Origin of the sequence: Nocardia nova (genome assembly GCF_002933465.1) — a bacterium.
Classification (GTDB): Bacteria; Actinomycetota; Actinomycetes; order Mycobacteriales; family Mycobacteriaceae; genus Nocardia; species Nocardia nova_B.
The window spans coordinates 86,203-104,853 of sequence record NZ_PSZE01000003.1 but is presented as its reverse complement, the minus strand read 5'-3'; the positions used below and the strand labels follow the sequence as shown (position 1 = coordinate 104,853).

Annotated in this window: 16 protein-coding genes; 10 read left to right on the top strand and 6 right to left on the bottom strand. The window is 68.1% G+C overall.

Annotated elements, in window-relative coordinates; genetic code table 11:
- Positions 1-37: 37 nt before the first annotated feature.
- From C5E41_RS33670 to C5E41_RS04750, 3 genes are all read right to left on the bottom strand, one after another.
- Positions 38-2,218 (bottom strand): hypothetical protein, encoded by a 2,181-nt coding sequence (locus C5E41_RS33670; RefSeq protein ID WP_181063100.1) that lies wholly within the window; start codon positions 2,216-2,218, stop codon positions 38-40.
- Positions 2,219-2,406: 188 nt separating this feature from the next.
- On the bottom strand, positions 2,407-3,192 hold the full coding sequence (locus C5E41_RS04755) for an enoyl-CoA hydratase/isomerase family protein (RefSeq protein ID WP_104374620.1): 786 nt from the start codon (positions 3,190-3,192) through the stop codon (positions 2,407-2,409).
- A 142-nt stretch (positions 3,193-3,334) separates the two neighbouring features.
- Positions 3,335-4,474 carry a DNA polymerase IV gene (locus C5E41_RS04750; RefSeq protein ID WP_104374619.1) on the bottom strand — a complete coding sequence of 380 codons (1,140 nt, stop codon included), beginning with the start codon at positions 4,472-4,474 and terminating at the stop codon, positions 3,335-3,337.
- Between the two features lie 91 nt (positions 4,475-4,565).
- On the opposite strand from C5E41_RS04750, the gene C5E41_RS04745 reads away from it, so the two are divergent.
- The 3 genes from C5E41_RS04745 (at position 4,566) to C5E41_RS04735 (ending at position 6,504) form a co-directional block, all read left to right on the top strand.
- Positions 4,566-5,123 carry a TetR/AcrR family transcriptional regulator gene (locus C5E41_RS04745; RefSeq protein ID WP_104374618.1) on the top strand — a complete coding sequence of 186 codons (558 nt, stop codon included), beginning with the start codon at positions 4,566-4,568 and terminating at the stop codon, positions 5,121-5,123.
- A gap of 200 nt (positions 5,124-5,323) precedes the next feature.
- Positions 5,324-5,746 carry a PaaI family thioesterase gene (locus tag C5E41_RS04740; RefSeq protein WP_258080772.1) on the top strand — a complete coding sequence of 141 codons (423 nt, stop codon included), beginning with the start codon at positions 5,324-5,326 and terminating at the stop codon, positions 5,744-5,746.
- A gap of 140 nt (positions 5,747-5,886) precedes the next feature.
- On the top strand, positions 5,887-6,504 hold the full coding sequence (locus tag C5E41_RS04735) for a DUF1707 SHOCT-like domain-containing protein (protein ID WP_146097462.1): 618 nt from the start codon (positions 5,887-5,889) through the stop codon (positions 6,502-6,504).
- A gap of 94 nt (positions 6,505-6,598) precedes the next feature.
- On the opposite strand, the gene lon is transcribed toward C5E41_RS04735, so the two are convergent.
- Positions 6,599-8,983: an endopeptidase La gene (gene lon, locus C5E41_RS04730; RefSeq protein WP_439956358.1), complete on the bottom strand. Its 2,385-nt coding sequence runs from the start codon at positions 8,981-8,983 to the stop codon at positions 6,599-6,601.
- A 569-nt stretch (positions 8,984-9,552) separates the two neighbouring features.
- Here lon and C5E41_RS04725 point away from each other — a divergent pair.
- Positions 9,553-10,290, top strand: a complete 738-nt coding sequence (locus tag C5E41_RS04725; RefSeq protein WP_104374614.1) for a TetR/AcrR family transcriptional regulator — start codon at positions 9,553-9,555, stop codon at positions 10,288-10,290.
- Positions 10,291-10,315: 25 nt separating this feature from the next.
- Here C5E41_RS04725 and C5E41_RS04720 read toward each other — a convergent pair whose 3' ends face one another.
- Positions 10,316-11,365, bottom strand: coding sequence for an AurF N-oxygenase family protein (locus C5E41_RS04720; RefSeq protein ID WP_104374613.1), 1,050 nt, complete (start codon positions 11,363-11,365; stop codon positions 10,316-10,318).
- Between the two features lie 297 nt (positions 11,366-11,662).
- Between C5E41_RS04720 and C5E41_RS04715 the strand changes: the two genes are divergently transcribed.
- From C5E41_RS04715 to C5E41_RS04690, 6 genes are all read left to right on the top strand, one after another.
- Positions 11,663-12,667 (top strand): zinc-binding dehydrogenase, encoded by a 1,005-nt coding sequence (locus C5E41_RS04715; protein ID WP_104374612.1) that lies wholly within the window; start codon positions 11,663-11,665, stop codon positions 12,665-12,667.
- Positions 12,668-12,793: 126 nt separating this feature from the next.
- Positions 12,794-14,149 carry a hypothetical protein gene (locus tag C5E41_RS04710; RefSeq protein ID WP_104374611.1) on the top strand — a complete coding sequence of 452 codons (1,356 nt, stop codon included), beginning with the start codon at positions 12,794-12,796 and terminating at the stop codon, positions 14,147-14,149.
- Positions 14,150-14,204: 55 nt separating this feature from the next.
- A complete protein-coding gene (locus C5E41_RS04705) occupies positions 14,205-14,996 on the top strand; it encodes a TIGR03084 family metal-binding protein (RefSeq protein WP_104374610.1) in 792 nt (263 codons plus the stop codon).
- A gap of 353 nt (positions 14,997-15,349) precedes the next feature.
- Complete coding sequence (locus C5E41_RS04700; protein ID WP_104374609.1) at positions 15,350-16,159, top strand: hypothetical protein; 810 nt, start codon at positions 15,350-15,352, stop codon at positions 16,157-16,159.
- Positions 16,160-16,384: 225 nt separating this feature from the next.
- On the top strand, positions 16,385-16,921 hold the full coding sequence (locus tag C5E41_RS04695) for an SRPBCC family protein (RefSeq protein ID WP_104374608.1): 537 nt from the start codon (positions 16,385-16,387) through the stop codon (positions 16,919-16,921).
- Between the two features lie 10 nt (positions 16,922-16,931).
- Positions 16,932-17,570, top strand: a complete 639-nt coding sequence (locus C5E41_RS04690; RefSeq protein ID WP_104374607.1) for a ribonuclease H family protein — start codon at positions 16,932-16,934, stop codon at positions 17,568-17,570.
- Between the two features lie 179 nt (positions 17,571-17,749).
- Here C5E41_RS04690 and C5E41_RS04685 read toward each other — a convergent pair whose 3' ends face one another.
- Complete coding sequence (locus C5E41_RS04685; protein WP_104374606.1) at positions 17,750-18,628, bottom strand: hypothetical protein; 879 nt, start codon at positions 18,626-18,628, stop codon at positions 17,750-17,752.
- Positions 18,629-18,651 lie beyond the last annotated feature (23 nt).

Sequence of the window (18,651 nt, the reverse complement as noted above, 5' to 3'; positions counted from 1 at the left end):
CGAGCATAGGGGGACCGATGCTCCACGGCTATGGCAGTCAGCGGCCGAATGCTGCCACGCCCACCGGTCCTACCCCGACGCACATATCCAAACCCGGTGTGCGCGAGCCGATTCGCACGATCTCACCGCCGCCGACGAGATGGACGAAGACGGTGTGCACGCCTGCTCGCACCGGCGCCACCACGACGTCGCCGTGCTCGAGCCCCACGGTGATCCGGCCGTCGCGGTTGGCGAAATAGTTGATCTGCGCGGTCCAGCCGTGGTCCAGCATCGGCCCGTCGAGCCACAGCGCCACCGGCTCGGCGCCGTCGATGCGATATCCACAGCCGGGTTCGGGGCCCGCGAGAATCCGGCGGTTCCACCACACCGACGCATCCACCAGCGTCCCGTCGTCGGTGAGCATCCGCAGCTGCGGCGTGGCGACACCGAACGCCTCGGGGCCGGCGATCGGGCCGAGCACCTGCGCGATGAGGTTCTGCGGATAGGTCATCGGCGTCAGCACTCCCCACGGCACCTCCTGGTCCAGCAGCGGGGCACCGTGGCGATCCGCCAGTGCGGCACGGGCATTCGTGAGGTAGGTACGCGTCGGCGATATCTCCCACGACCGCGCGAACGCTACGGTCGTGCACACGCTGCTGACCACGAAAGCCGCGGTCAGCACGATCACCGCGACCCGCACCGGCCGAGGCGACGTCGCCGTCGCCGAGTCCCGCGATCCCGTCGCATCGGCGGGTTGCGCGTCGGTCGTGTACGCGGCGGCCGGCTCGGGTCGCCCCCCGGCGCGCGCATGCGGTTCGAGCACACGACGCGCCCGCCCTGCCGACCGTGGCCGGGCGGCAAGCAGCAACCCGATCGCCGCCGCCAGCACCACGGCGACATCGGCCAGATAGCGCAGCGACTGCATGAGTTCGGCGGCGGTGTTCGGCCCGCCGCGGATCAGCACGATCGGAAGCTGAACGGCCAGAACGTATCCCGCGACCAGGACCCACACCGGTAACACGCGGCGGCGCAGCCGCAGTGTCACCAGTACCACCGCGGCGACGATCAGCCAGGCGGGCACGACGGTCCACCCCGGCGGCGTGGCCCACGGTGTCGACGGCAGCCAGCGCGCCCACACCCACGGCCCGCCGAGCAGGGTCGGGACGATCCCCAACGAGGTGGCGCTGTGGAGAAGTCGCCGCGCCCCGGCCAGGCTGGTGTCCGCCGCGATGTGGTCGGCGACGGTGAGATAGGCCGCGCCCCAGCCCGCGAGGATCAACGCCGAACCGGCCCACAGCGCCGCGCCCGCGCGTACCACGTCGGAAACCGCCGCCCAAGCGCTCGGTTCGGCATGATCACCCGTCGGCTCGGCCTCATCGGTATGCGCGACACCGTCGGACCTCCCGGCCTCACCCGAATCGGCCGGCCCACCCGGCTGCGGGGACGACGGACATTCGCCGGGATCCGACTCCGCATCCACGGTGCGGGCGCCGGCGATGTAGCGCTCCAGCACCGCGACGGCCAAGGCGACGAACGGCACCACCACTGCCTTTTCGAAGAACAACAGTCCCACGATCAGCACCAGCAGACCGGAGATCGCATAGCGCCCGCGTCCGGTGCGCACCAACAGCACCGCGTCCGCTATCACCCAGGCCAGCGCGAACTGCAGCGGCAGCGCGTTGAGCGAGGCCGCCCACCAGGCGAAGGCCGGAAGGGTCAGCGGGCAGAACAGATAGCCGATCATCGGAATCAGCACAGCCCAGCGGATTGCACCGGCTCGCCGCGGAACGAGCACCAGCAGCATGCGCAGCACCGCGACCGAGGCCGCGAGCTGCAGCAGCACCATGGTCACCACCGGCCCGTCCCACCGCAGCGGCGCGATGCGGGTCACCACCCACGCGGTCGCGAAGGCCAGCGGCATGAAGTGGCCGTCGTGGTCGTAGAGCAGCAGGTCGGCGGACCAGAGCGGATAGCGGTCGGCGCGGCCCACCAGAATGAGGTCGTCCCAGTAGAAATAGCCGCGCCCGGCCACCCAGCCGCGCAGCCCGAGCTGCGCGAGGATCAGCAGTACCGCCACCAGGATTACGGGACGACGGATCACCGCGCGCAGACCGGTGCGAACGAATCCGCCGCGCCGCGCGGCGCGCCCCGGTCCAGGGTGGTCCGCGGCGGCCGACGAGCCGACCGGGCCAACCTCCCTCGACCGGTATCGGGTGCCGGACGAGGCGACCTGCGCCACGGCGCCGAGCGGAGCATTCCCACGGCCGCAGCGGTCCGGGCCTCCGTCGCCGCGGTCTTCGTTCCCCTCGGCAGGCCGATGAGCAGACCGCGCCGGAACCCACCCGCGTGCGAAGCCGGGCGCGGAGAACATGGCACCCCACCCTAGTGGCCCACGACCGGGCTCGCTCGCGGCGACGGGTCAGGCCCTCACTCGAAGACGGGGGCGCGCTTGCCGAGGAATGCCGCGATGCCCTCGGTGCCGTCGGGCGAATCGGCGCAGGCGGAGATGAACGCGGCCTCGCGTGCGGTCTGTTCCTCGAGCGTGTGCGAGGAGCTCACCAGCAGGAGCTTCTTGACGCTGGCATTCGAATGCCGGGGCCCCGCCGCGAATTCCGCGACCACTTCGTCCACGGCGGAGGCGAGTTCGGCATCCGGCACCACGCGATGCACGAGACTCCACTCCAGCGCCTCGGCCGCGGTCAGGGTGCGGTTGGTGAACATGAGTTCCTGCGTGCGGCGCAGGCCGATCAGACGGGGCAGATAATAGGAGGCGCCGCCGTCGGGACTCAGTCCGGCACGGGTGTAGGCCATGGTGAACGCCGCCGATTCGCCCGCGAGGACCAGATCACCGGCCATCGCCAGGCTGAAGCCGGCGCCCGCGGCCACACCGTTGACCGCCACGACGAGCAGGGCGTCCATCCGAGCGAACGAGGAGAGGGCCTCGTGCAGGTCGTCGGCGAGGCCCTTCACATAGTGGCCGGCGCCGCCGTCCTGGGCAGCCATCGCCTTGAGGTCGCCGCCGGCGGAGAAGAACCTGCCCGCACCGGTCAGCACGACCACCTTCAGCGCTGGATCGTCCACGCACTGTCCCGCGATATCGGCCAGTTCCCGGCCGAGGACGTGGTCGATACCGTTGGCGGCCTTCGGCCGGTTCAGGGTGATCCTGGCGACCGCGCCGGTCCGCTCGAAGGTGATCGTCTCGTACTCGCTCATGGGCTGCCTTTCGGTCGTGTCTGCCGGCCCAGCATGACAAACGGCCGCACTGCGCGCGACGCCGCCACCACCGAGGCATATCCGACGAGGCATATCCGACGAGGCATATCCGACATCCCGGCACGGAAACGCGGGGACTCGGCTATCGCGGGACGAGTTCGAGTCGTACCCCGAGCAGCCGGACCGGCCGATCGAGTTCGAAACGGTCGATGATCTCGAGTGCGACCGCGATGATCGCCTCCGCGTCGATCGTCGGTTCGGGCAACTTCTTCTGCTTGGTGCGCGTGTAGAAGGTGTTGGTACGCACGGTAACCCCCACCCGCGTGCCGATCCGGCCGGCCGCGGCCATCTCCTCGGCGACCTCGCGGGCCAGCCGCGCCACCTGCGCACGAATCTCCTCGCGCTCGGTGAGATCGTGCGGGAAGGTTTCGGATTTGCTGCGGCCCACCGGGATTCGCGGCTCGGTCACCACATCGGTGTCACCGGCGCCGTGGCCGAGAACCCAGAGGTAGGGACCGGTGGTGGGACCGAATTCGGCGGCCAGGACATTCCGGTCGGCGGCCGCGAGCTGGGCGACGGTGTCTATGCCGAGGGCCGACATTCGCTGCGCGATGCGATTGCCGATACCCCACAGTGCGCTGGTCGGGCGGTGCGCCATGAGCTCGTTCCAGTTCTCGGCGGTGAGCCGGAATATTCCCATACCGGGGTCGGCGATCCGGGGGGCCATCGCTGCCTCGACATGCGAGTGCTCCTGCCCCACAATTTCTTTCGCGGCCGTGCTGTTCGGGCCCTTCGCGGCCGTGCCTTTGCCGACGCTCTTCGCGAATCCGGTCGCCAGTTTCGCTCGCAATTTGTTGTCGCCGATACCTATCGAACAGGTTAGGTTCAATTCCACTATCGCACTGCGGATTTCGCGAGCGAGCTGTTCGGGATCGTCGGTGTCGGCGGCGAGGAAGGCCTCGTCCCAGCCCAGTACTTCGACCCGCACCGGGAAGCTCCGCAGCACCTCCATGACCTCGTCGGAGGCCTCCTCGTAGGTGGTCATGTCCAAGGGCAGGAATACTCCGTCCGGACATTTGCGGACGGCGGTGCGCAGCGGCATTCCGGCCCGCACGCCGAAGGCCCGCGCCGGATACGACGCACACGTAACCACCTTGCGCGGTTCGTTCGGGTCGCCGTTGCCGCCGACGATCACCGGCTGCCCACGCAGCTCGGGATGGCGGCGGAACTCCACCGCCGCCTGGAATTGGTCGAGGTCGACGTGCAACAGCCACCTGGCCACGAGTCCGTTCTTACCGCACGGCACCGACAGCCGGGGGGACTTCGCAGGTAGCGTCCTTGCGCTCGCTCGAGAACAGAACTAAATTCTGGTCATGAAGATTCGGGATCGGTTGCTGTTCGCGGCCGAGCGGCAGTTCGCCGAGCACGGGGCGCTCGACGCGACGCTGAGCCGGATCAGGGCCGACGCCGGTGCCAGCGTCGGTGCGCTCTACCACCACTTCCCGGACAAGGCCGATCTGTACCGGCAGGTGTGGGCCAACGCGCTGGCCGACTACCAGCGGCATTTCTGGACGAGCATCGCCGACAGCGCCGATGCCGAGCAGGGCGTGACCGCTGGAGTCGTCGAGCATCTGCGGTGGGTGACCGACAACCGATACCGCGCAACGATTCTCATCTCACCTAGGCCACCGGGAGTACGCGACAGCGACAGCAACCGCGAATTCCTCACGTCGGTCGCGCGCTGGTGGCGCACCCATGCCCGCTACGGCGCGGTGCGCGAACTGGAATTCGACGTGCTGTACGCGCTGTGGCTGGGGCCGGCGCAGGAGTATTCCCGACAGTGGCTCGGGGGCGGCATCCGGACCGCGCCGACCGATGTCGCGCCGGAACTGGCAGCGGCGGCCTGGAAGTCGCTGCGCGGCGACGGATGACCACGGCTTCGACAGCAAAGGACGTGACCATGAAACCTGCGACCCGGACCGACGGCCTGACCGCGCGTCCGCACGGCGACCTCGGCGGCGAAGCGGCCACTTCGACCGCAACCGACACGGCGACCGATGCGGGACGCTCCGGCGGCGATGGAGACGCTGGTCAATCGTCGGAAAAACTCACGTTCGAACAGGCTCGCGCGGTGCTGGCCGCGCAGCCGTTCGCGCAGCACGTCGGTACCGAGATCACCGAATTCGCGGGCGGGGCAGCCACATTGGTGGTCGAGGTGGCTCCCGAGCACGCACAGCAGTTCGGTTTCGTGCACGGCGGCGTGCTCGCCTATCTGGCCGACAACGCGCTCACCTTCGCCGCCGGATCCGCCCTCGGCCCGAATGTGCTGACCGGCGGCTTCACCGTCACCTATCTGCGGCCCGCCCGCTGTGGCCGGCTCCGTGCCCGGGCCACGGTCACCGACGCCACGCGCCGCCAAGCCGTCACTCGCTGCGAGATCTATTGCGACAGCGATGATTCCAGCACGCTGTGCGCGGTGGCGCAGGGCACCGTGCGGGTGGTGGAACGCGCGTTGCCCGGCAACGGTTCGGGGGCCGAGGACGGTAGTGCGTAAGCACGGCAGCAACTCACCGGGGCAGTAGGGACACACTCGCGGGCAGAGGGCGTTGCGCCGGATCTCGGCCGCGCCGGGCGGATGTTCCGATCGACGGATCGACCGTAGGATTTCGGCATCACGACCAAGAGGATGTGCCGATGACCGAACCCCAGGACCGCAGCCCGGACATCGCCCGCCACGACCCGGCGCCCGCGGTCCGCATCACCGATCACGAACGCGCACAGGTGGAGCGACTGCTGCGACTGGCTTTGAACGACGGTTCACTCGATCTCGCCGAACTCGACCGGCGCCTGGCCGTGGCCTACGCGGCGAACACCCGCGAGGAGCTCGTCGCGGTCACCGCCGATCTGCCGGTGGCCGCCGCGCGCGAACCCCTGATGTTGAGCACCGTCAGTGGTTCGCTGCGCAAGGACGGTCAGTGGATCGTGCCCGCCGAGATCACCGTCTCCGCCACCTCCGGATCGGTGCGCCTGGACTTCACGCAGGCGATCTGCCCGCACGCCGTCGTGGACCTGCACGTCGGAATCGCCTCCGGCAGCCTGCGATTGACGGTGCCACACGGCTGGCAGGTGGATCTGGACCGGTTGTCCTTCGTCAGCGGGAGCGCGAAGAACCGGGTGACCGACCCGTCGCTGCCCGGCTGTCCGACCCTGCGCGTCGACGGCTCGATCACCTCCGGCTCGATACGCGCCCACTACCCGAAACCGCCTCGCCGCTCCTTCTGGGCCTGGTTGCTGCGCCGCCCGCGCCGGTGACCGGGCCCAGCAAGAGGCAGGCCGAAATACGGCGAGAGGCCCTTCACCCCGACGGGTGAACGGCCTCTCGACTCATGACAACCGGTCGTCCGGATCAGGCGCTGGCCGCGAACGCCTCGTAGGCCGGCTCGGCGACCGGTTCGATGGCGTAGGCCAGGATGTCGGCCACGTCGGCGACGGGGCGGACATCCAGTGCGGCGAGCACCTCGGCCGGGACTTCGTCCAGGTCCGGCTCGTTGCGGGCCGGGATGAAGACCGTCTTCAAACCGGCACGCTGGGCAGCCAGCAGCTTCTGCTTCACGCCGCCGATCGGCAGGACCCGGCCGTTCAGCGTGACCTCGCCGGTCATGCCGACGTCCGCGCGGACCTGCCGGCCCAGGGCCAGCGACACCAGGGCGGTGACCATGGTGACGCCCGCCGACGGACCGTCCTTGGGCACCGCACCCGCCGGGAAGTGGATGTGGATATTGCGATCCAGCACCTTCGGCTCGATGCCGATCTCTTCCAGGTGCGAGCGCACATAGGTCAGTGCGATCTGCGCGGATTCCTTCATGACATCACCCAGCTGGCCGGTCAGGGTCAGTGAGCGTTCGCCCTCGGCGGCATTGGCCTCGATGTAGAGGACGTCGCCACCGGCACCCGTGACGGCCAGGCCGGTCGCCACACCGGGGACCGAGGTGCGTTCCACCGAATCGGGGGTGAAGCGCGGACGGCCCAGGTAATCCTTCAGATCGCCCAGACCGATCACCAACGGCTCGGAACCTGCTGCCACATCGGGCTTTTCACCGTAACCGAGCGCAGGGTCGTAGCCCAGATCGATCACCGTGGCATCCGAATCACCGTCCGCCGCAACCGTCTCCGCACCGAACGCGTCCTGTGACAGCCGAGTCGCCGCCTTGCGCAACGCCTTCGCGAGCAGTCGCTCCAGCTGACGCACACCGGCTTCCCGGGTGTAGTTGGCGGCGATCTCCCGCAGCGCCTCGTCGGTGAACGACACCTCCTCAGGGGTCAGCGCATTCCGTTCCAGCTGCCGCGGCACCAGGAAGTCGCGGGCGATGGCCACCTTGTCGTCCTCGGTGTACCCGTCGACGGTGATCAGTTCCATGCGGTCCAGCAGCGGGCCGGGAATGGTCTCCATAACATTCGCGGTCGCGATGAACAGCACATCGGACAGATCCAGGTCCAGATCCAGGTAGTGGTCGCGGAAGGTGTGGTTCTGCGCCGGATCCAGCACCTCGAGCAGCGCGGCCGCCGGATCGCCCCGGAAGTCCGAGCCGACCTTGTCGATCTCGTCCAGCAGGACGACGGGATTCATCGAACCCGCCTCCTTGATGGCACGCACGATCCGGCCGGGCAGGGCACCGACGTAGGTCCGCCGGTGACCACGGATCTCGGCCTCGTCGCGCACACCGCCCAGGGCGACGCGTACGAACTTGCGGCCCAGAGCCCGCGCCACGCTCTCGCCGAGCGAGGTCTTACCGACACCGGGAGGTCCGGCCAGCACCATCACGGCGCCGGAGCCGCGACCGCCGACGACCTCCAGACCACGCGCGGCCCGGCGGGCGCGCACGGCGAGGTATTCGACCATGCGGTCCTTCACCTCTTCCAGCCCGTGGTGATCGGCGTCCAGCACTGCGCGAGCAGCCGAAACATCGGTGCTGTCGGTGGTTTTCACCGACCACGGCAGGTCCAGAACGGTATCCAGCCAGGTGCGGATCCAGCCCGATTCCGGACTCTGATCGCTGCTGCGCTCGAGCCGGTCGACCTCGCGCAGCGCGGCCTCGCGGACGTTGTCGGGCAGTTCGGCGGTCTCCACCCGGGTGCGGTAGTCGTCCGCGCCGTCGGGCTCGCCCTCGCCCAGTTCCTTGCGGATCGCGTTGAGCTGCTGGCGCAGCAGGAATTCCCGCTGCGACTTCTCGACGCCCTCGCGCACATCCTCACTGATCTTCTCGGTGACCTCGACCTCGGCGATGTGGTCCTTGGTCCACCCGATCAACCGGGTCAGGCGCTCAGCGACGTCGGGAGTGCCGAGCAGTTCGCGCTTCTGCTCCGCGGTCAGATACGGCGCGTAGCCGGCGGTATCGGCCAGGGCCGACGGGTCGGTCAGCTGGTTGACCACATCGATGACCTGCCAGGCCTCACGACGCTGCAGGACCGAGACGACCAGCTGCTTGTATTCGGCGGCCAGCTCCTTCGTGTGCGCATCGGGTGCGGGTGTGTCGACCGGTTCGGCCTCCACCCACAGTGCGGCGCCCGGACCGGTGACGCCGTGCCCGATCTTCGCGCGCTGCTCGGCCTTCAACACCGCGGCAGCGGCGCCGCCGCGCATGCGGCCGACCTGCTCGATGGTCGCGATCACACCGTAGACGGCATAGCCCTCGTCCAGACGCGGTGCGAGCAACACGGAATCCGACTTCGCGGCCCGTGCGGCGTCGATGGCGGCCTGTGCCGATTCGTCGAGCTCGATGGGGACGACCATGCCCGGCAACACGACCGGATCGGTCAGAAACAGCACAGGCAGACGCTGTGGAGTACTCACAGATTCAGCCCCTTCCAAAGCATGCCCCGGATCCTGTGTTTCTTCGCCTCCAGGGTTGAGCGTTACCTACTCAACTACAGGGTGTGCCGCGTTGTTCCAACCCCCCTGTTCACCGGCAGCGAACGCGGTATGACCGGCGGCTACGCGACTCGTAAGAAAGTGATGCGAGAAGTGTCTCACCGTGTTAGACAGGTCACCTAAGGCAAGGAGGCGGTTGTGGAGCATCCGTATCGGCTCGCGATCCGGGGGCCGGGGATATGGGTGGGCGGGCGCTGCGGACCGCGCACGAATCGCGGGACGTCGAGGTGGTCGGAGGTCAAGGTGTTCAGTCCGCACAAGCACGGCCGGGATGTCGGCGAACTGGCCGGGCCGGCGCCAGTGGGAGTCGCGGCGAGGACCTCGATGGACGAAATCCTCGCCCTGGACGCCGATTGCGTCGTCCATACGCCGATCACGCCCGCGCGGCGAGCAGGTCCGAGTGACGTGGCCGGTGATTTAAACTCGACCGCGTGGCGATTCCCTCCCCGTCCGAACCGGCCCCGCTCGGGGGGCGGCAGGCGCGGTGGCAGACACACAACGACCGGCGGCGGAGTCGGATCGTCGGGGCGTTGATCGAGCTGCTGGAGGAGTCCGGCGGGGGCGCCGAGATCTCGATGCAGCAGATCGCCGCGCGGGCGGGGCTCGCCAAATCGGTGGTGTACCGGCAGTTTTCGGGGCGGGACGAACTCGATCGGCGGGCTCGGACCGCGATCGGTGAGCAGTTCATCGATACCGTCGACGCGGCGCTGGATATCCGGGACGGATCCATTCACCGAATCCTGCACCGCACGATCGCCGCGGTCGCGGACTGGCTCACCGAGCACGCGCGGCTGTACGACTTCGCGCGCAGCGGGCCGGCGATGGGGGATCCCGACGATGTGGACGCGCTCAGCAGTATCAAGGCCACCATCGCCGCTCGGACCCGGCTGCTGGTGTCGAGCCTGGCGGGGGTGATCGGCGTGGTCGACGAGGCCACCGCCGACACGATGACCTTCGCCATCGTGTCGATGACCGAGGCGACCGTCAGCCGGTGGGCCCGCGATCCCAACCCGCTGCTGAGTCGCGAACAGCTGATATCCGAGGTCGCCGGCTACGCCTGGAGCGTGCTCGACGGCGCGGCGCGCGCCCACGGATTGGCCCTGGATCCCGAACTGCCGCTGATCGAACTGATCAACGCGCTGGCCGAGGGAGCCGGCGACACCCCGTGAGCAGGCGCCGCCGGGTCCCGGCGAGTCAGGCCGCCAACCAGCCGACGAGGGAGCCGACCACGGGCAACCGGTCCGCCACCGCGGCCGCCGCGCTCCGCCGCTCGGGCTCACCGCGATATCGCGACGGTTCACCGTCGACGTGCAGCAGCTGCCACAGCTTGCGGGTCACCGGATTCATCAACCCCAGCTCATCGGCGAGTTTGCGCATATCGCCGAAGTAGCCGGACAGGATCTGCCGTGCATGCGGGGCATCCCAGAACGCCTCCCGGATGACGTCGCGCGGAATGTCGAATTCCTTCGCGAACGAGCGCGGGGGCGCCATGATCTCACCGGCCAGCCAGCGCATCGTGATCGGAAACGCCAACGCGCACATGGCTTTACCGAACGGACTCATCCGCTCGATATGCGCCTTCAAGAACTCGCCGGCGAAGGAGATGTGGCGGGCCTCCTCGGCGATGTGGATCTGCATGGTGCGCAGCACCGCGGGGGGCATCGACTCGCCCTCCCGGATGATCGCCTTCTGATAGTGGTCGATCGGCTCCTCACCACCGAGAATGCCGATGAACAGGATGGCGTGCGCGTAGCCGCCGGCCACGCCGATGAAGGGCGACAGCACGCGGAACAGCGGTCGCATCCCCGGGACGTCCACGCCGATCCGGTTGATCAGCTCCTGGAACATCTGGATGTGATTGCACTCTTCGGTCATCTCGTGCAGGCAGTAGCGAAACTCCGGAGATCCGTTGGGGAGCTTCATGATGTACTGCATCATGCCGCGGATGAGAATGCTCTCGAAGGCGGCGCCGACCTTGATCACGTTGGCGGTCCGCCACTTTCCGATCTCGATCCTGCGCTCCAGCGGCAACGACTTGTACCAGTCGGTTCCGCCGAGCGGGTCGAGCTCCGGCGACAGCACCCATCTCGGATCGTCGGGATCGATAGCCAACTCCGGTGAATCCCACTCGATATCGAGATAGGGGTCGAAATTGCGATGGACCGATCCCTCGGACAGGATCGCCAGCATTTCTCGGTAGTCCGGGCCGAATAGGTCGGTACGAACGGATTTCGACAGCGTCATCGATGTCTCCTGTGCTCTCCGGGACCCCGCCCCCGTTCGGCCCGGCGAGCGGGCTTCGCAGTGTGGCTCATCGGGCCTCCTAGCTCCCATCCCCCGAGGCGCGGCCCCGGCGGCGGTCGACACCCAGCAGGTGTGGCCCTCCAAGGATATATGGGACTCACAGTCCCACACAATCTCCGAAGCCTGGTGAGTCGCCCGCAGCCGTGCCGTACGCAACTCCGGCCGAAACCGCGATGACGGTGCGATACTCGACCGGGCCCGCGGGACCGCCCGCCCGATCCAGAGGAGTAGCCCGACATGCTGGCCGCACGCCTTCACCTGGGACCACAGCGCCGACTGGAACTGGATGACGTGCCGACGCCGGAGCCGGGTCCCGATCATGTCCTGGTGAAGGTCGAAGCGGCGGGGGTCTGCCTGTCCGATGTCCATCTCATCGACGGCACGCTGACCCCGGTGATGCTCTCCGGCGACGTGGTGACGCTCGGCCACGAGGTCGCGGGCACCGTCCACGCACTCGGACCGGAGGTGACCGGCGCGAAGGTGGGAGATCGGGTGCTGCTGCAGGCCGGCGAACTTCGCGGCGGCGCGGTGTTCACCCGCGGAGTCGACTACGACGGCGGATGGGCGGAGTTCACCCTGGCCCGGGTCGACACCCTCGTTCCCATTCCCGACGATCTGCCCTTCGAGCAGGCCTGCTTCATCCCCGACGCGGTCTCCACACCCTGGGCCGCGATCACGGCGACCGCCCAGGTACGGCCCGCCGAACCGGTCGGCGTCTGGGGTGTGGGCGGCCTCGGCGCCCACGGGGTGCAATTGCTGCGCATGGTCGGTGCGGCGCCGATCGTGGCGGTGGATCCGCTGCCGGCGGCGCGGGAACGGGCGCTGAGTTTCGGTGCGGATCTGGCCTTCGATCCGGCCGATCCCGAACTGCGAGCACAGATCTTCGCCGCCACCGGGGGCGCCGGGTTGGCGGCCGCCTTCGATTTCGCCGGAGTGGCGGCGGTGCGCGAACAGGCAGTCACCTGTCTGGGACCGGGTGGGCGACTGGTTCTGGTCGGCCTGACCGACAAGCCGATCACGATCACCGGGGGTATCGGTTTCAGCTTCTTCCAGCAGCAATTGCGCGGACACTACGGCTCGCAGCCCGAACACGTCACCGAACTGGTGAAGCTGCGGCGGCTGCATCGTCTCGATCTCGCCCGCTCGGTCAGCGCGGTGCTGCCACTTTCGGAAGCCCCGGAGGCGGTGCGGGCGCTGGAAACCAAACAGGGCAATCCGATTCGACTCGTCCTGCGCCCCTGAACGGGGTGCGTTTACCCCCGCCGACCAGGGCAAGTGCTGCCCCGCCGCATTGACACGCTCTGGCCCCGGTGAGAATGTGGGGACCCAGTCAACTCGCAAGTCCGCACGGCGCAAGGGGGATCTACGATGGCGGTAGTCGCCGGCGGTGTGTTCATCGACTGGGAACAGCTGACCGGGCAGTCCAAATTCGTCGTGGATCTGATCACCTTCCCGATCTTCAGCGCGCTGGCGGGCTGGCTCACCAACTGGACCGGCGTGCTGATGTTGTTCTGGCCGTTGCAATTTCGCGGCGTTCGGATTCCGGGACTGCAGGTGCTGTATCCCTATTTCCCACGCCGGGTGCAGGTGTTGCCGACGTTTTCCGGCGACGGTAAACGACTCGGCTTCCAGGGCTTCATCCCCGCTCGCGCGGAGAAGATGGCCAGCATCTGCGTGGATATGGCGATCATGCGGATCGGCAGTCCGCGCGATTTCATCCATGAACTCGATCTGGAAGGTATCGCCGACTACATCGCCGACCGCGCGCACGAACAGTTGCAGCAGATCGTCGACGATGTGATGTACCGCGAGAATCCGGAACTGTGGCGAGCGGTACCGCGCCCCGCGAAACAGATTCTCTATCAGCGCGTCGACCGCGAACTGCCGAAACTGTGCCGGCGCGGTTTCGAGCAACTCGGTGACAATGTCGACCAGCTCATCGACATCAAGAGTTTCGTCATCCGCTATCTGCGGACAAATCCGGAGATCCTGAAGGACCTGACCACCACGGTCGCCGCGCCGGAGCTGCGGTTCATGGTGCGGATCGGGTTGCTCGGCGCCCCGTTCGGCGTCCTGCTGGCGCTGTACATGCATGTCCACCACGACATTCCGGTGATCGGCTGGCTCCCGGGATGGCTGGTGGTACTGGCCGCGGCCGCCACCATCGGCGTGCTGGTGAACATGATCGCCATCAAGATGGTGTTCGAGCCCGGCGATCCGCAGCCGCGCTACAAATACCTCTGGCGGCAGGCACTGCTGGCCAAGCGGCAACCGCAGGCCGCCGACGACCTCGCCCAGATTCTGGCCTATCAGGTGCTGACCCTGCCGAATCTGGCGGCGGAACTGCTGGACGGGCCCAACGGGGACAAGACCCGTCAGCTCGTGGAGCATCTGATCGCCGACGAGATCCGCACCCAACTGGGCCCCACGCGCTCGGTGGTGCGCGCTGCCTTCGGTGCGCGGCAGTTCGACAACTTGCAGGTCGGCGCGGCCGGGGCCGCGGTGAGCCTGGCGCCGAGCCTGGTGCAGGACGAGGCCTTCGCCTTGGACCAGGCCAAGAAGATCGACGAATTCGCGGCACGGAAACTCAAGCAGCTCACACCCGGTGAGTTCATGGAGATGTTCTACGCCTCGGTCGAACAGGACGCCTGGCTGCTGTATCTGCACGGCGCGGCATTGGGTTTGGTCGTAGGCGGCGTGCACCTGCTGATCTTCGGCTGGTGACAAATACAAGCACGCATGCTTGCATTTTTTTCGGGGCATTGTCATGCTTTCGGTCATGGCTGACCTAGCGGCGCTGCTCGACGACTTCGAGGCCGAATGCGCGGACCTGGACCGTCTGGTCGCGCCGCTGGGTCCGGCCGGCTGGGCGCGGGAGACACCCGCCCCGGGATGGACCATCGCCCATCAGATCGCCCATCTGACCTGGACCGACGAGGTATCGACGATCGCGGCGACCGATGCTGCGGCGTTCGCCGAGCTGCTGCGTGAGGCGACCACGAAGATCGCGACCTTCGTCGACGACGCGGCCGCCGAGGTGGCGACCACACCGGCGCCCGCACTGCTCGAGCGGTGGCGCCGGGGCCGGGCCGGTCTGGCGCAGGCGCTGCGAGCGGTGCCGGCGGGCACGAGGCTGCCCTGGTTCGGACCGCCGATGAGCCCGATGTCGATGGTGAGCGCGCGGTTGATGGAGACCTGGGCTCACGGTCAGGACGTCGCCGATGCGCTGAGCGCGGTGCGGACGCCGACGGTGCGTCTGCGCAGTATCGCGCATATCGGCGTGCGGACCCGCGATTTCGCCTACACCGTGCACGGTCGCCAGGCCCCCGCGGAACCGTTCCGAGTCGAACTCACGGCACCGGACGGGTCGGTCTGGAGCTGGGGGCCAGAGGATGCCGCGCAGCGAGTGAGTGGTTCGGCGCTGGACTTCTGCCTGCTGGTGACGCAGCGCCGGCATCATGACGATCTGCCGCTGGTGGCGACGGGAACCGACGCCGCGGAGTGGTTGACGATCGCGCAGGCCTTCGCCGGGCCCCCGGGATCGGGGCGCGAAGCCGGCCAATTCGCCTGAAAGTTCCGGTTCGAGCGGGCGAGCGCCGACTCAGGTGCGACGTGCTTGTGGCCGACCGGACGCCGTTGGCCGGAGGACTTCGAGATCGCAGCTCGAAGTTGACGCTCGCCAGCTTTCTGTTTTTACCCGGCGTCGATCCGGCGCAAACCTTCGCACCGCTCGGGGGTCGGCGGCGTACCGGCGCCGATCGGAGGGGGGTGAACAGCGGTTTTCACGCCGCTACGCTCGCTGTTGTGATCTTGACCGCAGGCCTCGGAATCCCGTGTGCCAGGAAGTAGCCTGGACGTGCGTACGACTTTCAACGGTGCGGGTCGGCCACGAGAGGAACCAGGGGGAGGGAAGGACGCACCGTTATGGCTCAGTCCGCGCAGTCCCGGTCCACCGGCCAAATTCTGCAACACACCGCTGTCGTGCTCGCCGGAATGGCGAGTATCGGCCTGACCGTCGCCGCCGGAACCTATGTCGTCAACCAGATCGGCGGCGGCGGCCTGCCGGCCGCGATCGGCTCCGGCGAGCGGGGCGACACGATCGTCCCAGCGCCCGACACCCACCGGTCCGACACGTCATCGACCACCGCCCCGGCCGGCACCGGTTTGTGGGGCGTGGCCGCGGCGTCCCGCCGCCTGCCTGCCTTCGCGGCCACGCCGGCGCGTCTCGTGCCCGAACCGGCGGACCGCTCACCGAACACCGAAACACCCTCGGCGACAACTGGTCCCGGCGGCGTCGGGGGCCGCCTGAACCTCACCGGCGAAACCTACGTCGGGGCGAATCTATCCAGGACACAACAGCATTCGTTCGCCGTCACCGTCGACACGAATGTGCCGTCGGTACTGGGCGCGAACGGCTCCCCGGATCATCAGCCGGGCGCCGCGCCGAATACGGTGACCGAATTCCGTACCGACGTCGACGTGCACAGCGGTGAGTTCAGCGTCGCGATGAGCGATCCACTCCTGGGCCGGCACGACGTACAGGTCCAGCGGCACGCACGGCCGGCTCCGGTGCCGTCGCACCATCCGCAGCAGATTCCCACGGACCAGGCCGGCAACCCGCCCGGCACCGATTCGCCGGAGCAGGCGGTGGGTCAGGCGACCACCGCGGCAGCCGCTTCGACCACCGCGGCAGCCGGGTTGACCACAGCGGCACCGGATTCCACGTCGGCATAACGTTTCGACACCCTTCCGGCCGGGTACCGTCAAGGTGCCTGGCCGGTTGCCTTCTGTGCCCGCTGTCGTCGAGCACACTTGGGACGTACTGGTCGTTTACCACATTTGTCCTCGTCAGCGGTTATCCGCCGCTCGACGTGCGGAGCGCACGTTATTCCCCGGTAACCGTTTAATAAAGAGGAATTCTGTAGTATTTTTGTGGCAAGCGTGGAACAGGGAGGGCCTATGGGCCACATCAGGTACGCGAGCGACGTTGGGGCTCCGGTGGAGGTCGCATTCACGTACACCGACAACCATCGGTTCGTCCCGGATTGGATGTTCGGTATCGCAGCGTTCGAACCGGTCGGCGCGGCCGGCCACGGACCGGGTGCGGTCTTTGCGGCGACGTTTCGGCTCGGGCTGTGGCATCCCACGGTCGACTGTGAGATCACCGAATACCGCCGCAACGCGGTCATCGGGTACACCCTGCGCAGGCGCCGGCCGGGGAAGGTGGCGCCTGCGCAGGACCCCGCCCCGTCGTTGCAGGACCCCGAACCCGCACCCGCGCTCGCCACACTGACGCTGCGGTTCGATCCACTCGGTCACGGCCGGTCGGTGCTGACCTCGGAGGCGGACTACCCGCCGGCGCACGGCTGGCTGGCCCGTCCGGCCGCCAAGGCCATCGATGCGCTGGCCCAGGCGGCGGTGCGGCGCAGCGAGACGCAATTGCGCAGGGAAATCGAAGAATTCCACGGCACGGATCTTGTCGGCAGGATTGCGTAGGGTACCGGTCATGATCATCGTGAGCACCGACGGATCCTGCCTGCGCAATCCTGGCGGCGCCATCGGCTGGGCGTGGGTCAATCATCAGGGCAGTTCGGCCAGCGCCGGTGCGGCCTCCGGCACCAACCAGGTAGCCGAGCTACGCGCGGTTCTGGAGGCGATTCGGGCGCATCCGGGTTCCGAACCGCTGTTCATCGAGAGCGATTCGCTGTACGCGATCAAATGTGCGTCGGAATGGCTACCGAGCTGGCGGCTCAACGGCTGGCGCACCGCCACCGGCAGCGCGGTGAAGAATGTGGAGCTCGTCCGGTGGATCGATCACGCGATCGCCACCCGCCCGGGGCCGGTGCGGTTCCGCTGGGTGCGCGGGCACGTCGGCAATTACTACAACGAACAGGCCGACAAGCTCGCCGGTGAGGCCGCCCGCGCCGCCGCGGGCCGGGCCGATGCGACACCGAACGGTATCGACGATCTACCGCCGTTGCCGAGCGCGGTTCGCCCCACCGCCGCAGCCGCCGAGACGATGTCCGACACCTCCGATACCTCCGCGACAACGCCGCTGACGGTCGTCGTCACCGACAAGCCGGCGTCCCGCCCGAAACGCGGCCGCGCGACAGCCGAAACCGCGGACGCCCTCACCCTTTTCTGACCGGGCACGCGTCAGACCAACTGAATGGCTTCCGGCGGTGGTGGGTCGGCCCACCGCCGGAGGCGCCCGGTTGCCGCCGCCTCGGTCGCGTGTTCACAGCCGGATCACCTCGTCGAACGCATTCCGGCCCCGCGACGGAAACCGTCACGGGGCCGGAAAGTGTTGTCCTGTAACCGGATTCAGTTACCCGGCGGCGGAGCCGGTGCGGGCTGCGGCCCACCGTTGGCCTGCGGGCTGGTACCCGGGACGGCCTGCGGCGCACCCGGCGCCGGACCGGACGGGCCCATTCCCTTGGTGACCGGCGAGTCGAACTTCGAGATCAGCCATTTGCCGTCGTGCTTCTCCATGTGGGCTACGCCGGGGATCGTCAACTTGTCCGGTTGTGGCACCGCCTGGTTGCTTTGCTCCTGGGTAATCACGAGAACGACATTGGCCTCGCTGTCGTTGCCCGACTCCCACGCACAGTGAATCTCGTCGAGTTTCGATTTGGCATGCACGCTGACCATCGCGTCCTTCAGCGTCCCGGATGCCCCGCTCCAGAACTTGCCCCATTCACCCGTCGACACGTCAGCGACCTGCTTGAAGTAGTCGTCCAGGTGATCAGCGTCGTAGCTGGCCACGGCCTTGCCGAAATCGCACGCCGCCTTGGTCGAATCATCGCGCGCGGCGAGCTGATCCTCGCGGTTGTCGGCCTTCAGATAGAAGACCACCACCGCGGTGATCGCGGCCACCAGCAGCACGCCCGCGGCGAAGGCCGCGACGATCGGCACCCACGGAGTGCTCGTCCCGGGGGACGACGCGCTCGCGGGCGCCGCGACCGGGGTCGGCACCTTGGTGGTCGCCGCCTCGGCCGAGGTCGGGCCCGCGGTCTCGAGCTTCACCGTCCGGTCGGCATCGGCGGCCTTCGCAGCATCGGCACCCTTGGCGGCAGCAGCCGACGAGTCCGACTCGAACTTGACCGTTGCGTCCGCGGCGGTGCTGTCTTGCGCCGCGTCGACCTTCTCGGTCGACTCGGCATCGTTGTTCGCCTTGTCCTTGGCGGTGTCGTCATCGGACATGAATCGATCTGTCACCTTCCCGG

Bases quoted from the DNA above. Each gene is read 5' to 3' on its own strand.
- C5E41_RS04755 (WP_104374620.1), bottom strand. From the start codon at position 3,192: ATGAGCGAGTACGAGACGATCACCTTCGAGCGGACCGGCGCGGTCGCC.
- C5E41_RS04745 (WP_104374618.1), top strand. From the start codon at position 4,566: ATGAAGATTCGGGATCGGTTGCTGTTCGCGGCCGAGCGGCAGTTCGCC.
- C5E41_RS04735 (WP_146097462.1), top strand. From the start codon at position 5,887: ATGACCGAACCCCAGGACCGCAGCCCGGACATCGCCCGCCACGACCCG.
- lon (WP_439956358.1), bottom strand. From the start codon at position 8,983: ATGGTCGTCCCCATCGAGCTCGACGAATCGGCACAGGCCGCCATCGAC.
- C5E41_RS04720 (WP_104374613.1), bottom strand. From the start codon at position 11,365: ATGACGCTGTCGAAATCCGTTCGTACCGACCTATTCGGCCCGGACTAC.
- C5E41_RS04715 (WP_104374612.1), top strand. From the start codon at position 11,663: ATGCTGGCCGCACGCCTTCACCTGGGACCACAGCGCCGACTGGAACTG.
- C5E41_RS04710 (WP_104374611.1), top strand. From the start codon at position 12,794: ATGGCGGTAGTCGCCGGCGGTGTGTTCATCGACTGGGAACAGCTGACC.
- C5E41_RS04705 (WP_104374610.1), top strand. From the start codon at position 14,205: ATGGCTGACCTAGCGGCGCTGCTCGACGACTTCGAGGCCGAATGCGCG.
- C5E41_RS04700 (WP_104374609.1), top strand. From the start codon at position 15,350: ATGGCTCAGTCCGCGCAGTCCCGGTCCACCGGCCAAATTCTGCAACAC.
- C5E41_RS04695 (WP_104374608.1), top strand. From the start codon at position 16,385: ATGGGCCACATCAGGTACGCGAGCGACGTTGGGGCTCCGGTGGAGGTC.
- C5E41_RS04690 (WP_104374607.1), top strand. From the start codon at position 16,932: ATGATCATCGTGAGCACCGACGGATCCTGCCTGCGCAATCCTGGCGGC.
- C5E41_RS04685 (WP_104374606.1), bottom strand. From the start codon at position 18,628: ATGTCCGATGACGACACCGCCAAGGACAAGGCGAACAACGATGCCGAG.